Source organism: Aquabacter spiritensis, from assembly GCF_004346185.1.
Classification (GTDB): Bacteria; Pseudomonadota; Alphaproteobacteria; order Rhizobiales; family Xanthobacteraceae; genus Aquabacter; species Aquabacter spiritensis.
Genome location: NZ_SMAI01000006.1, coordinates 38,450 through 54,197, shown reverse-complemented (window position 1 = coordinate 54,197; position 15,748 = coordinate 38,450). Strand labels below are relative to the sequence as shown.

The 15,748-nt window shown below is 68.1% G+C and carries 2 protein-coding genes; both read right to left on the bottom strand.

Going from position 1 to position 15,748, the window contains the following annotated elements:
• Positions 1–137: 137 nt before the first annotated feature.
• The gene (locus EDC64_RS11150) at positions 138–12,887 is read right to left on the bottom strand and encodes an autotransporter-associated beta strand repeat-containing protein (protein ID WP_165933724.1); all 12,750 of its coding nucleotides are present in this window, start codon (positions 12,885–12,887) and stop codon (positions 138–140) included.
• A 489-nt stretch (positions 12,888–13,376) separates the two neighbouring features.
• Positions 13,377–15,419, bottom strand: a complete 2,043-nt coding sequence (locus EDC64_RS11145) for a prolyl oligopeptidase family serine peptidase (RefSeq protein ID WP_132031382.1) — start codon at positions 15,417–15,419, stop codon at positions 13,377–13,379.
• Between the last annotated feature and the right edge of the window lie 329 nt (positions 15,420–15,748).

Below are 15,748 nucleotides of genomic sequence, written 5' to 3'. Positions count from 1 at the left end.
CCTGGTGGGGGCTCGACGCCGACCTGAAATCCCGACAGGGCTCCGGCCACCGGACCGCGCGCGATCCGCGAAAGGCGCGGTGCCGGGGCCACGCCAAGGCTCTCATTCGCCCGCAGCGCGGGCGGTTCCCGCTCGGTCTAGAACCGGGTGGTCAGCACGGCGCGCATGCCATTATCCTCATATCCGCCGCCGAAAGCGCCGTTGTAATTCACCCCGAAGGTGACATTCGGCGAGACGATCGCGTCGAGGCCGATCGAGACCAGCGCCGCGTCGCGGGCGATCGGCACGCCGCCGATGCTGAACGGCGCGGTGCTGCCCGCAAATCTGAGGCTCACGCTGGGATCGACATCGCCGAAGGCGTGTTGCCAGGCGAGCGAGGCCCGGAACTGGTACGGGTTCGCAGCGGTGCCGAAATCGGTGGTGAGCCGCACGCCGAGCGTGGTGAAGAGCGTGCTCATGGACTGGCTCGCCGCCGTCAGGCGTGCCGCCGTCCCGACTTCGGAGAAGCCGTCCGCCTCGAGATTTACATAGGCAAGGCCGGCAAACGGCTCGAGGCCGGCCTTATCGAACTGCATCCGGTAGCCGGCTTCCGCGAAGGCCTGAAGGGTGCGCGCGTCGTAATCGCCCTCGTTCTGCCCGGACAGGCCCGGCAGGGCGATCGTGCGCGCGGCCTCGATCGACTGCCAGCCATAGGACAGGCCGCCGCGCAGCCCGAGATCGCCGGAGGCGAACTGGCCCAATGTGGTGCCGCCATAGAGCGAGAGCGAATAGCTCTCGATCGATCCACTGGTCGAACTGCCCCCGGCGCTGAAGGACGTGAAGCCGTAACCGAACGCCGCGCCGACGAGCGTGTCCGTGCCGATCTTGCGGTCATAGCCCGCCACGAGACCGCCGATCGAGCGCGAGACGGTCGAGACATCGGCGGACGAGACATGGCCCCAGGAGCCAAAGCCTTGCGCCCACAGACCGTTTTCCGCCGCGGCCTGGGCTGCGGTCGGGGCGCTCGGGTGAGCGGTGCGGACTCGGTCGTACACCGCGTCGCGCACGAACCGCGTGTCCTCGATCATGATGGATTGCAGGCTGGCATAGGTTTCGCCCGACAGGCTGACGAGCGCGGGCTGAACCTGCACGGGACCGAGTTGGGCGACCGCATTGTACACGGCATTGCCCGCGCCCAGGGCTTCCACCGCCTGCGCCGTCTGCACCGCGTTCGGCGTCACCGCATAGGTGGAGAAGGAGATGCTGTTCCGGGTCAGGGTGAGCAGGATCGACGTCTGCGTGTAAGACAGGGTGGGGTCGAGGAAGGCGTAATTGGACGTCACCGTGCTGAAGGTGCCGTTCACCCCCTTGGAGGCGGTGAGGATCGTGTAGGTCGTGCTTGGCCCGTAGGCCGCGCCGTCGTCCAGCGCCACCACGTTCACCGCAGCACCGGCATCGATGACCGCCGCGCCGTTGACGGCGATGAGATCGCTCACCCCGCTCGCCAGGACTTCGGCCTGATAGGCCGAGCCGGCGGAGAAGCGCGCATTGCCGGTGACGGTCAGCGTCCCCGGCGAGTTTCCGGGCGAGACGATGCCGCCGCGGAGGACCAGATCGCCGATTTCGCCGCCGCCGCCGAGAACGGCTGGCGTTCCGTCCGCAGACACCCCCACCGTTATGTTGGACCCCGGCAGGCTGCCATTGATCTTGAGCGTGCCGCCCGAGACGGTGGTCGGCCCGGTGAATTGGGAACTCTGGCCGGTGAGTTCCAGCGTTCCTGCGCCGCTCTTCACGAAGGGGGCGCTGCCGACGAGGGTGCCCGCGAAGGCGGTGTCGCCGCTCTGGTTCACGGTGAGCGAGCCGGTGCCGAGCTCGATCGTGCCGCCGGTGCCGGCGAGCCCGGCCACCACCTGGTCGGCGCTCCCGAGCCGCAATTCGCCGCTGTCGACGACGAGCGGCGCCGTCGGGTCGAGGGTGTCCGCAACCGTCAGCGTGCCGCTCAGCACCGCGACGCCGCCCGCCGCGGTATTGGACCCGGTCAAGGTGAGGTCGCCCGTTCCCGCCTGCACGATCGCGCCCGTGCCGCTGATACTGCCCGTGAACGCGACGGCGTCGGACCGGTTGAAGATCAGGACGCCGTTGTTCAGCACGTCGCCGAGGATGCTGCCGCTCGTCCCGCCGTCGCCGAGCTGCAGCGCGCCGGACGCGATGGTCGTGCCTCCCGCATAGGTGTTGGCGCCTGTGAGGATGAGCGTCCCCCCGCCCGTCAGAGTCAGCGCGCCGGACCCCGAGATGACCCCCGAGAGCGTCAGGCTCGTGCCGATGGCCGGGCTGAGCGTGCCGGTTCCGGTCAGCGTCACGGCGCGGGCGGAGGTGAAGGTGGCGCGCGTCGCCAGCGTGCCGCCGGAGAGCGCGATGCCGCCCGAGGCCTGGCCCAGCGCGCCGTCCGCGCCGATCTCGAGCGTGCCGGCGGCGAGGGAGGTGCCGCCCGCATAACTGTTCGTCCCGGAGAGGGCGAGCGTTCCGGCGCCGCGCTTCACCAGGCCGCCGGTGCCGGAGATTTCGCCGGAGAGGGCGAGGCTGGTGCCCTCCGCAGGGCTGAGGGTGCCGTTTCCAAAAAGCACGACCGCGCGTGTCGAACTGAAGCTGTCGGTCGTCGCCAGCGTGCCACCCGCGAGCGTCAACCCGCCGGTCGCATCGCCGAGATTGGCATCGGCCGCGACCTGCAGCGTGCCGGCCGAGATGGTTGTGCCGCCGGTATAGGCATTGGTGCCGGAGAGGACGAGGGTGCCGGCGCCGGACTTGGCGAGGGCGCCTGTGCCGGAGATGACCCCCGAGAGGGTCAGGCTGGTTTCACCGGCGATGTTGAATGTGCCCGTTCCCTCGAGCGCGACCGTGCGTGCGGAGGAGAAGGTCGCCGTCGTTGCAAGCACGGCATTGGCGAGCGTCAACCCGCCGGTCGCATCGCCGAGATTGGCATCGGCCGCGATTTGCAGCGTGCCGGCCGAGAGGGTGGTGCCGCCGGTATAGGCATTGGAGCCCGAGAGGATGAGGGTGCCGGCGCCGGTCTTGGTCAAGCCGGCGGTGCCCTGGAGGGGGGCGCTGATCGTGGCGGTGCCGTCATCGACCCGGATGAAGGGCGTGCCGCCGCCCACCTGCGTCACCAGGGTCAGCGGGCCGGTGCCGGACAGGGTATAGCCGGACACGGCGAATTGCAGGCCGCTCGCGCTGACCGGGCCGACATCGACCGTACCCGCCGTCCCGGTGAAGATGCCGAGCCCGCCGGCGATCCAGGACGAGGCGACCGTGCCGTCGACATTGGTCCAGTTGGTGGCGGTGGGGGTCCAGCTGCCGTCGCCGCCGGTAATGGTGCCGCTGCCGGCCGTGCCCGCGCCGTTCCACCATTGGGTGGAGACGCCGTCGACGATGGCGATCAGATTGACCTGGCCGGCCACCGAGGTCTGGATCAGGCTTGCTGACAGGGAGGCCGGGACACCGGAAAGCGTCAGGCCGCTGCCGGTGAGGGAGAGCGTGCCGGTATAGTCGATGAGGCGATAGCTGCCGGCCGCGAAGGTGCCGCCGTCATTGATGGTGACGAACCCGCCCGCCAGCGCGAGGTCGCCGGTGACGGCGATGCGGTCGTTGAGCGCGCTGTCCGGCGCATTGGGCACGGCCAGGGAGAAGGCGAGGGTGGCGCCGGCGCCGACCGAGAGGCCGCCGAGCGTGAGGGTTCCCGCCGTGCTGCCGGTGCCGGGCGCGAGCGTCGCGCCGGCGGCGAGCGTCACCGTGCCGGCGACCGATCCGCCGCCGGTCAGGTTGGCCCCGTCCGCCACCGCCGCCGCCCCGGCCAGGCTTCCGCCCACCTGCAGCGTGCCGGCCGAGATGGTTGTGCCGCCGGTATAGGCATTGGCGCCGGAGAGGATGAGCGTGCCGGCGCCGGTCTTGGCGAGGCCGCCGGTGCCGGAGATCGTCCCGGAGAGGGTGAGGCTGGTGTCGGCCGCCGTGCTGACCGTGCCGCCGCCGTCGAGCGCGACCGTGCGTGCGGACGCCAGGTCCGCGGTCGTCGCGAGCGTGGCGCCGGCCAGCGTCAGCCCGCCCGCGCCGCCGAGATTGGAATCGGCGGCGATTTGCAGCGTGCCGGCGGAGATCGTGGTGCCGCCGGTATAGGCATTGGAGCCCGAGAGGACGAGCGTGCCGGCGCCGGTCTTGGCGAGGCCGCCCGTGCCGGAGATCGTCCCGGAGAGGGTGAGGCTGGTGTCGGCCGCCGTGCTGAACGTGCCGCCGCCGTCGAGCGCGACCGTGCGCGCGGAGGTCAGGTCAGCCGTCGTCGCGAGCGTCGCCCCGGCGAGCGTCAACCCGCCCGCGCCGCCGAGATTGGCATCGGCCGCGACCTGCAGCGTGCCGGCCGAGACAACGGTGCCGCCGGTATAGGCATTGGAGCCCGAGAGGACGAGCGTGCCCGTGCCGGTCTTGGTCAATCCGCCCGTGCCGGAGATCGTCCCCGAGAGGGTGAGGCTGGTGCTGCCGGCGGTCTCGATTGTGCCGCCGCCGTCGAGCGCGACCGTGCGCGCGGACGCCAGGTCCGCGGTCGTCGCGAGCGTGGCATTGGCGAGCGTCAACCCGCCGGTCGCATCGCCGAGATTGGCATCGGCGGCGACCTGCAGCGTGCCGGCCGAGACGGTGGTGCCGCCGCCATAGGTGTTGGTGCCGCTGAGGACGAGCCGTCCGGCGCCGGCCATGGTCAGGCTGCCGGCACCGGAGATCACGCCGGAGAGGGTCAGGCTGGTGCCATTGGACGGCGTGAGCGTTCCGCTGCCGGTGAGGGTCACGGCGCGGGCGGAGGTGATGTTGGCTGTGGTCGCCAGCGTGCCGCCGGAGAAAGCGAGGGCGCCCGAGATATTGCCGAGCGCGCTGTCCGCCCCGACCTGCAGGGTACCGGCGGAGAGGGTGGTGCCGCCCTGGTAGGTGTTGGTGGCGGCCGAGAGGGTCAGCGTGCCGGTGCCGGCCTGCGTGACCGAGCCGGTACCGGAGATCGTGCCGGCAAAGGTCACGTCATCGGATCGGTTGAAGACGAGGGATCCGTCATCGGTCACATCGCCGGTGATGATGCCGGTGCTGCCGCCGCTGCCGATCTGCAGCGTGCCCGCGGATATGGTGGTGCCGCCGCCATAGCTGTTGGCGCCGGTCAGCGTCAGCGTGCCGCTGCCGGCCTGGGTGAGGGTACCCTGGCCGGAAATCTCGCCCGAGAAAGTGAGGGCATCGGAGCGGTTGAAGACCAGCGCCGCGTCCACGCTCACGTTTCCGGCCAGGCTGCCGGATGTGTTGCCGTCGCCCACCTGGAGGATGCCGGCCGAGACGGTGGTGCCGCCTGAATGGGTGTCCACGCCGGCCAGGATGAGCGTGCCGTTGCCGGTCTTGGCATAGGAGCCGGTCCCGGACACATCGCCCGCGAAGGTCTGCGTCGTGTTCTCGGCCGTGTCGATGCTGTTGGCCCCGGTCACCGTGATGGTGCGGGTGGTGGTGATGTCATTCGTCTCGATGGCGAGCGTGCCGCCTGCGAGGACCAGAGCGCCGGTGCTGACGCCCAGATTGCTGTCGTCGGAGATCCGGAGGGTGCCCCCGCCGGAGAGGGTTGTGCCGCCGGAATAGGTGTTGGTCCCGGTGAGGATCAGGGTGCCGAGGCCGCTCTTGATCAGCGCCCCCTCGCCGGAGAAAGCGCCGCCGAGAGTGAGGGACACCCCATCGTCCGTGAAAATGGTGCTGCTGGTGCTGCTGGTCAGTGTAACCGCGCGGCTCGAAGAGAACGAACCGATTGCGGACAGCGTGCCGCCGGACAGGGTCAGGCCGCCAGAGCTGTTCCCGAGCCCCTGGTCCGAGCCGATCTCGAGCGTTCCGGCCGCCACCGTGGTGCCGCCGCTAAAGGTTTTGTTGTTCTCCAGAACCAGCGTACCGTCGCCGGTCTTGATCAGCCCGCCGTTGCCCGAAATGTTACCCGTCACGGTCAACGTCGTCCCGGCAGCCTGGGAGAAGGTACCGGTGCCCGTGAGCGATACGGATCTGGTGAGGGTGAAATTGCCCGTCGTGGCGAGGGTGCCGCCATTGAGCGTCAGCGAACCTGTGCCACCGAGATTGGTTCCCTGCGAGATCTGCAGCGTCCCGCCATTGATCGTCGTGCCGCCGGTATAGGTGTTTGTCCCGGTGAGCACGAGCGTCCCCGCGCCGGACTTCACCAGCGCGCCGCTGGAAACCACCCCGGAGAGGGTGAGCGTCGTAGCGGTGGCCGTGTTGATCGTGCCGGTGCCGGTGAGGGTGACGGCGCGGGTGGAACTGAAGGTGCCCGTCGTCGCCAGCGTGCCGCCGGAGAGCGTGAGCGCGCCGGTGCCGCCGAGATTGTCGTCGGCGCCGATCGAGAGCGTCCCGGCGGAGACCGTCGTGCCGCCGGTGTAGCTGTTGCTGCCGGAGAGGATGAGTGTGCCCGTGCCGGCCTTGGTCAGGCCGCCATCGCCGGAGATCTCGCCGGACAGGGTAAGCGTGGTGTCGGCATCCGTGCTGAAGGTGCCGGCGCCGGTGAGCGTGACGCTGCGTCCCGAGGCGAAGGTGGCGGTGGTCTTGAGCGTGCCGCCGTCGAAGGTCAGGTCGCCATAACCCAGCTTGTCTTCGCTGGACACTTGCAGCGTGCCGGCGTTCAGCTCGGTACCGCCTTCATAGGTGTTGTCTTCGGTGAGAACCAGCGTGCCGGCACCTGCCACCACGAGCGCGCCGCTGCCCTCCAGAGAGCCGGTGAGGGTGAGCGTCGTCCCGGTCGCCACGGCGAAGACGCCATCGGCGGTAAAGTCGGCGCGGCGGTTCGAGGTGAAGGACGCCGTGGTGGCGAGCGTGCCGCCGGTGAAGATGAGCGCGCCCGACTCTCCGCCGAGATTGGCGTCGGCGCTGATCGAGAGCGTGCCGGCGGCGAGGGTGGTGTCGCCGGTGTAGCTGTTGGTGCCGGTGAGGATGAGCGTGCCGGCGCCGGTCTTGATCAGGCCGCCTACGCCGGAGATGACGCCGGAAAGTGTCAGCGTGGTGCCGGTCGCGGTGTCGAACGTGCCGGTGCCGGCGACATTCACGGTACGAGCGGAGGTGACGTCGTCCGTCGTCTGCAGCGTGCTGCTCTCGAGGAAAAGCCAGGCGGTGCTGGCGCCGAGATTGGCGTCGTCGCTGATCGAGATCGTGCCGGCATTGATCACGGTGGCGACGCCATAGGTGTTGGTGCCGCTCAGCGTCAGCGTGCCGGTGCCGGCCTTGGCGAGTGTGCCGTTGCCGGAGATCGTGCCGGAGAAGGTGGTGCTGCTATTGTCACCGCCGGCGGTGAGGCTTTGGTTGCCGACGGAAAGACTGCCCGCACCGGCCAGCGAGCCCACGACCTCGGCGGTCGCGAGCGTGACGCTGGCGCCGTCCTCTATGGTGAGGCGCGCCGTATCGGAGAGTGACGACCCGCCGCTCAGCGCCAGCGTGCCCGCCGAGACCGTGGTGGCCGCGGTGAAGCTGTTCTCGCCGGTGAGGCTCAGCGTGCCGGCGCCGGTCTTGGTCAGCGATCCGTCGCCGGAGATGGTGCCGGAGAGGGTCAGCGTGGTGTCGGCGTTGGTGCTGAACGTGCCAGCGCCGGTGAGGGCGACGGCGCGGGCGGAGCTGAAGGAGGCCGTCGTTTTGAGCGTGCCGCCGTCGAGGGTCAGCCCGCCCAACGCATCGCCCAGATTCGCATCCGCGCTCACTTGCAGCGTGCCGGCGGAGATCGTCGTGCCGCCGCTATAGGTGTTGGTGCCGCTCAGAGTCACCGTGCCGTCGCCGGCCTTGATGAGTGTGCCGCCGCCGGAGATCGTGCCGGAATAGGTGATGTCATCGCTGCGGTCGAACGTCAGGATGGTGCCGCTGGCGAGGCTGACGGCGCCGGTGATGCTGCCGGTGCTGCCGCCGTCGCCGATCTGCAGCGTGCCCGCCGAGACGGTGGTGCCGCCGGTATAGTCGTTGGTGCCGGTGAGGATGAGCGTGCCGGCGCCGGTCTTGGTCAGGCTGCCGCCGCCCGAGATCTTGCCGGAGAGGGTGAGCGTGGTACCGGTGGACGTGGCGAAGGTGCCTGTTCCAGTGTTCAATGACACCGTGCGGGCGGACAAGAACGTTCCCGTGGTCGCCAGCGTGCCGTTCGAGAACGCGATCCCGGTGCCGGCACCAAGGTTGGCGTCGGCCGACACCTGAAGCGTGCCGGTGGTTATGCTGGTGTTGCCGGTATATGTGTTAGTCCCGGTGACGATGAGCGTGCCGGCGCCCGCCATTCTGAGAGTGGTACCGGAGAGCTCCCCGGACAGCGTGAGCGTGGTACCGGCGGCCGGCCTGATGAAGCCGTTAGCGAGGATCACGGCCCGGCCGGAGCTGAAGCTTGCCGTGGTGACGAAGCTGGTCGACCCGCTAATGGTAAGACTTCCTGCGGCGTTACCCAGATTTTCGTCGGCGGACACTTGCAGGGTTCCGGCCGAGATCGTCGTGCCGCCCGAATAGGTGTTGGTTCCCGTAAGGATGAGCGTTCCCGCGCCGGACTGGGTCAGCGATCCGAGGCCGGAAATCACGCCGCCGAGCGTCAGACTCATGCTGGTCGCCGGCGCGAACGCCCCGGCACCGTCGAGGGCCACCGCCCGGTTCGACGTGACCGTGGCCGACGCCGCGAGCTTGCCGCCGCCCGACAAGGTCAGGCCACCCGCAGTATCGCCGAGATTGCCGTCCGAGGAGACCTGGACCGTGCCGGCCGATATGGCCGTCCCGCCCGAATAAGTGTTCGAGCCCGAAAGAATGACGGTGCCGGCGCCGGTCTGCGCCAAGGCCCCCATCCCCGCGATCACCCCGGCCACGGTCAGCGTCGTGCTCGCGGCTGCGGCAAGGGCTCCCGTGCCGGTGACGGTGATGTCGCGGCTCGTCGACAATGTCGTCGAGGTCGCAAGTGTGCCGCCCGCCAGGGTCAAGGCGCCGTTTGCGTCGCCAAGACGGCTGTCGGCATTGATCCTCACCGTGCCGGCACTGATGGTCGTGCCACCGGAATACTCATTGGCCCCGCCGAGAACCAGCGTTCCGGCGCCGGACAGGGTGAGCGCGCCGGACCCGCTGATTTTTCCGTTCCAGGTCAGGGTCGCCCCGGATGCCGGTGCGAATGTGCCGCCGCTTGCGGACAATGTGGTGACGCGCGAATTGGTAAAGGTTCCCGTGACGACCAACGTTCCGCCCGAGAAGGTGACGCCTCCGCTGCCACCAAGGCCGCTGTTCGCCGCAATCTGGACCGTGCCGCCCGCGATGGTGGTGCCGCCGGTATAGGTATTAACGCCGGAGAGGACGAGCGTGCCTGCGCCGGTCTTGGTGAGGGCGCCGGTGCTGGAGAGAATACCGCCGAGCGTCAGCGTGGTGCCGGTGGCGACGGAAACAGAGGAACTGCTGGAAAGGGTTACATTCGGGCTGAAACTGAACGTGCCGGTAGTGGAGAGGGTACCGCCACCCAGGGTCAGTGTGCCGGTTCCAAGCGCCGTATTGCTGCTGACCTGCAACGTGCCGGCAGAGATCGTCGTGCCGCCGGTGTAGGTGTTGGTGCCGGAGAGCACCAGCGTACCGGCGCCGGATTTGGTGAGCGAGCCGTCGCCGGAGATCTCGCCGGACAGGGTGAGCGTGGTGTCGGCGTCCGTGCTGAAGGTGCCGGCGCCGGTAAGCGTGACGCTGCGTCCCGAGGCGAAGGTGGCAGTGGTCTTGAGCGTGCCGCCATTAAAGGTCAGGCCGCCATAACCCAGCTTGTCTTCGCTGGACACCTGCAGCGTGCCGGCGTTCAGCTCGGTACCGCCTTCATAGGTGTTGTCTTCGGTGAGAACCAGCGTGCCGGCACCTGCCACCACGAGCGCGCCGCTGCCCTCCAGAGAGCCGGTGAGGGTGAGCGTCGTCCCGGTCGCCACGGCGAAGACGCCATCGGCGGTAAAGTCGGCGCGGCGGTTCGAGGTGAAGGACGCCGTGGTGGCGAGCGTGCCGCCGGTGAAGATGAGCGCGCCCGACTCTCCGCCGAGATTGGCGTCGGCGCTGATCGAGAGCGTGCCGGCGGCGAGGGTGGTGTCGCCTTCATACGTGTTGGTGCCGGACAGGGTGAGGGTGCCCGCCCCGGTCTTGGCGAGCGCGCCGGAGCCGGACAGGATTCCGGACCAGGTGGCATTGAGCCCGTTGGTGTCGATGGTGCTGGTCGTGGCGTCGACCAGGGTCGCGTTCACCGAGGTGACGAGGTTCGAGCCGATGACCTGGATCGTGCCGCCGCCGAGATTGAACGCGTAGGTGCCGCTGCCGCCGAAGCTGCCGATCAGGCCGCCGGTTCCGCCCACCTGGAGGGTGCCGCCGGTCAGGTCGTAGCGGCCATTGCCATAGGCGGAAAGATAGAGGTGGGAGGCGTTCGAGATGGTGAGCGTGCCGCCGGTCTGGAAGATCTGCCCGGTCGACTGGTTGGTCGCGCCGCTTTCGCGATTGCCCAGAATGAGGCTGGACGGGCCGGCATCGGTGGTGTGCAGCACCACGGTGCCGGTCCCGCTGATATTGAGCGTGCCGGTGCCCGCCGCGCGCGTGCCGGTGTTGCGGCCGAGGCTGTTGAGTTCGCTCTCCAGGTTGAGCGTGCCCGCGCTGATATTGTAGGTGCCGTTGCCTCCCTGATTGCCGATGTTCAGAGAGGCGCAGCGACCCGCGACCGTGCAGGTCGGCGTGACATTGACGGTGCCGCCCGTCTGGTTGACCGTTCCCGTGCCGCCCCAGTCGCCGACATGCAGCGCGACGCCGACATTCAGCGTTCCGCCGGTGAGGGTGAGCGTGCCGGTATTGCCGCTGCCGGTGCCCACCGCGAAATAATCCACGGACGAGGTGCCCGCGGCGACGGCGATGGCGCCGCCTTCCAGATGCGTTTCGCCGCCGACGATGGTCGCGTTCGACAGCGTCAGCGTGCCGCTGCCCTTTTTGGTGAAGACGCCGTAGGAACTGTCCCAGGCGTTGCCGCTATTGGTGATCGTGCCTTCAAAGGTCCCGTCCGCGCTCGTGTCGAGCGTGAGAGTGCCGGTGTTGGTGGCGACGTCGCCGCTGCCGGTCAGCCCCGCGATGGTCTGGTTCTGCAGGATCTCGAACGTCGCGCCCGACGCAACAGAGACCGTCGCGCTGCTGGAAAAGGCCCCTGCGGCCGCAATCTGCAGCTTGCCGGCCGAGACGGTGGTGGCGCCGGTATTGCTTCCCGTGCCCGTGAGCACCAGCGTGCCGGCCCCCGACTTCATCAAGCTTCCGGCGCCCGCGCGCGTGCCGCTGAGCGTGGCGGTATCGGAGGCGCCGATGGTCAGCGTCGTCTGCGTGCCGGCACCGAAGCTGAAGGCGTTGGCGATGGTGGTGCCGTTCACGAGGGACAGCGTCACCGTCCCGCCGATCGAAACGTCGCCGGTGCCGAGGGCGGTGCTCGTGCCGACCCCAATGGTGCCGTCCTCAATGCTCGTGCCGCCATCATAGGTGTTGGCTCCGGACAAGGTGAGGGTGCCGGTGCCGGTCTTGGAGAGCATGCCGCTGCCGGAGAGGATGCCGGAGAGGGTAGCGGTCTGCCCGTTGGTGTCGATGGTCGCGATTTGCGTCGCTGCGAGGGTCATGTCCGACGCGGAGGTGAGCGCCGAGGAGACGATGAGGGTGCCGGCGCCGAAATTGAACTGGCCGGTGCCGCGGATACCGTTCGTCCCGCCAACCGTCAGGGTTCCGCCCGTGAGCGAGAAGGTGCCGGTCCCCGAGCCGAAGCTCAGATAGCTCGACCCCGACAGGGTCAGCGCGCCGCCCGTGAGATTGACGCTGCCGGTCGCGCCCGCAACAAGTCCGAGGATCAGGGGCGTCTCGACGGTTGCGGTGCCGCCCGAGATATTGAAGGTGCCCGTTCCGCCCGAGGCCGCCCCGAAAACGAGCTGCGGCGAGCCGCTGACATATTGTACCGAGAGCGTGCCGGCGGACAGGTTGTAGGTGCCCGTTCCGCCGACACCATAAGAGGAGGTGTCGCTGCCGAACCGGATCGGATTGATGAGCGCCAGCGTGACGCTGGATCCAGCACCATCCTGCGTGATGGTGCCGATTCCTTTCGAATCGCCGACATACAGCTGACCGCCCGTAAATGCGCCGGTGGTCATGGTGAACTGGGCGTTGTCCGAGATGGTCAGCGTTCCGCTCGCGGCGGTGCCCGATCCGCCGGCGCCGGATGTGCGTGAGCCGATATAGGCGGTCATCCCCCCGGAGGAGGCATCGAAGACACTGTCTCCCGAGAGCGCATAGGTGCCCACGCCGCCCTGCGTGCCAAGATCGAGTGCCCCCGCACTGCTGAAGCGCACCTCGCCGCCCGACTGATTGAACGCGCCGGTGACGCCGGTGCCGCGGCCGATGGCAAGTCCGCCATAATTCAGACTTCCGGCATTGGCGATGTACAGAAGCTCGCCGTCGCTCATGTCGAGCGTGCCGGTGCCGCCGGTCGTATTGAGGGCGCCGCCGCCGACCCAGATGCGGCCGATCGATGTGCCCGGCGCAACGCTCGTGTCGGCGAGATTCACCTGGAGGGTGCCGCCTTGGATGAGGAGCGTGCCGGTATCCCCATCGCCGATCTCGATCCGCCCGGCACTCGTCCCGCTGGTGGTGTTCAGCGTGAGCGTCGATCCGGACAGAAGCGTGAGGGTGGCCTCCTCGGACGCGCCGATGATGAAGGGTGAGGTGTTGAAGGTGAGGGAGAGGGAGCTGGCGTTTCCGGGAAGGGACCAGTCGCTGCCCGCATAGAAAGAGGAGCCGCCCTGGGCGGTGATGTCATTGGGCTCGCCGGTATCGATCGCGGCCTCGACGGCGGCGGTGAAGCTCGCCTGATCGGTCACGACAACGCTGTCCGCGCTCGCGGGACGGGGCGCGTTCATGTGGATCAGCAAAGAGAGTGCCGCGACTCCGGTATAAAGTCGCGCGGCACGCGCGCTCAACAAGCCAATCAAAGCAGCCCCCCGCATCTTATGCCTTTTTATTTCCGGGCCCGAAGGGATGCGAGGGAAAAGTTCCGGGTGGGCCGAAGCGGCCAAAAAATTACGCGTGCTCCGCTGCTTGCGGGAGCGGAAGACGGATTGACCCGCTTGGATCGAGCCGCTTTTTCTGGGAGAATCCAATGAATTGACGGAGGCGCGCGATTGGGAAAGCCGCTCCGATCCCCGCAAGGTCATCGGCGCCGCGCGAATCAGACGGGCCGCTTCATGTCCGGCGATCGTGTCCTGTGGCGGGTGGAACTGGCGTTCACAATCGAAGGGCCGGCCGGCGCGGGTCCGAGGCCCGCGCTGACCGTTCACCGTTCTGATTGCGCCCGGAAGGACCCGTCGCCGTCAGGTCTTCAGGCCCGTCCAGTGCGCTGCGAAGGCCCACATGTCGGCGATTTCCTCGATCGCCCTCTTGATCGGCTTCCCCCCGCCGTGCCCGGCGCGCGGTTCGATGCGCAGGAGGCGGGGGCGATCGCCGAGGTCGGCGGCCTGGAGGGCCGCGACATATTTGAAGCTATGGGCCGGGACGACACGGTCGTCCGTGTCGGCCGTGGTGGCGAGCACGGCAGGGTAGGGCGTGCCGGATCGGATCGTGTGGTAGGGCGAATAGCCGAGAAGGGTCTGGAAATCCGCCGCGTCGGCCGGATCGCCGAATTCGCTGACCCACAATCGACCGCCGGTGAAGCGGTCGAAGCGCAGCATGTCCATCACGCCGACCCCGGGTAGCGCCGCCGCGAAGAGGTCGGGTCTCTGATTGACCACGGCACCCACGAGAAGCCCGCCATTGGACTCGCCCTGGACGGCGAGGCCGTCTTCGGGTGCGATGCCTTCGGCCTTCAGATAGGCGCCGGCGGCGATGAAGTCGTCGAAGCTGTTCTGCTTGTTGCGCAAGCGTCCGGCATCGTGCCAGGCCTTGCCGTATTCCCCGCCGCCTCGGATGTTGGCGATCGCCAGCACGCCGCCTTGCTCGACCCATGCCAGTTGGGCGGGGGAATAGACCGGGATCATACTGATCCCATACCCGCCATAGGCAGAGAGAAGGGTCGGTGCGGGGTCACCGATGTCTTTGCGTCGGACGATGAACATCGGCACCTCGGTGCCGTCCTTGGAGGCATAGAATCGCTGCTCGACAGCAATCGCGTCGAGATCGATGGTGACCTTGGGCGCCGCCCATACGGAGCTGGAATTTGCCGCCGCGTCGTACCGGTAGATCGTGGTCGGCGCATTGAAGCTGGTGAAGACGAAGAAGGCTTCGCTGTCCGCGGCGCGGCCGCTGAAGCCGCCTGCGCTCCCGATTCCCGGAAGTTCGACGATGCCGTCGGGCGTGCCATCCGTGCGGTAACCAAGGACCTGCGTTTTCGCATCGGCGAGATAGGCGAGGATGAGCCGGCCGCCGAGCAGCGCCGCGTCGTTCAGCACCGCCGCCTGTTCGGGAATCAGATCGATGAAGTGGGGCTCGGCGTCGCCGAGATCGAGCGTTACGATCCGTCCGCGCTTCGCGCCCCATTGGGTCGTCAAGAAGAGCTTGCTCTCGATATTGCCGACAATGCTCCAGTAATTGTCGAAGTCAGCGACGAGCGTCCGGGATGGCCAGTCGGCGCGCGTCAGGTCGACGACGGTCGGCGCGCTGCCGCCCGAGCCCGGAGACGAATAAATGACCGCATAGCGGCCATCGTCGGTCACGCCGGCGATGTGAATGAGATGCGGCAGATCGGGTGTCGCATAGACCAGCCGATCTGCGTCTTGAGATGTCCCGAGGGCATGGAAGAAAACGGCATGCCCGGCCAATTGGGCCTGGGGCATTCCGTCGTCCCCCGGCGCGGGATATCGAGAATAGAAGAAGCCGGACCCATCCTTCGCCCAGGCGATGGACGTAAACCTGGCCCAGGCGATCCGATCCGCGAGGACTTTTCCGGTCCGGATGTCGAGAATGCGGATCGTGCGCCAGTCGGTCCCGCCGTCCTGCACCGCGAAGGCGAGGCGCAGCCCGTCTTCGGAAGGCGACCATTCCGCAAGTGCCGTTGCGCCGTCCTCAGACCAGCCGTTCGGATCGATCAGCACCCGGTCCGGACCCGTCACGCCGTCGCGCACGACGAGCACGGCTTGATTGTCGAGCCCGCCGTTGCGGGTGAAGAAGTAGCGATCGCCCCGCTTTGTCGGTGCGGTGAGGCGTTCGTGATCGAACAGGTCGGACAGGAGCGCGCGAAATCTGTCGCGCCCTGGCAATTCGGCGAGATGGGCGCGGGCGGCCTCGTCCTGGGCTTTCATCCAGGCGGCGACCTCCGGAGCGCGGCCGGCATCGCTTTCGAGCCAGCGATAGGGGTCCGTGATCTGCACGCCGAATTGCTCTTCGACGACGTCGATACGCTGGGTCTGCGGATAGGGCATCGGCATCTTCTCGTTGGTGCGGTGCTGCGCGCGGTGTGTTGGAACCGCGTGACCAGGTCTCGGCGGAAAGCCCGGGCGATCTCGTCCTCGTCGAGGTGGGAAGTAGAATGTCATTGCGCCAGCCGCGTTGTCTGGAGGTCTCCGCCTGACGCAGATCGTCCATGGTGCGGTCGGCAGAGGTCCACGGGGTCCATTGGGACGCGGCGAAGCACCCGATTTCCGGCGCACGAACCCCTGCGCGTACGCTGGATCTTCAGACAACGAACAAAATGAAGAATTGCTCCCTCCGAGCATCTTTTGGCTGGATGGTCGCTCCTGACAAAGCTCAA

What these genes read in the sequence shown, in the direction of transcription:
- EDC64_RS11145 (WP_132031382.1), bottom strand. Translation starts at nt 15,419, where the DNA reads ATGCCCTATCCGCAGACCCAGCGTATCGACGTCGTCGAAGAGCAATTC.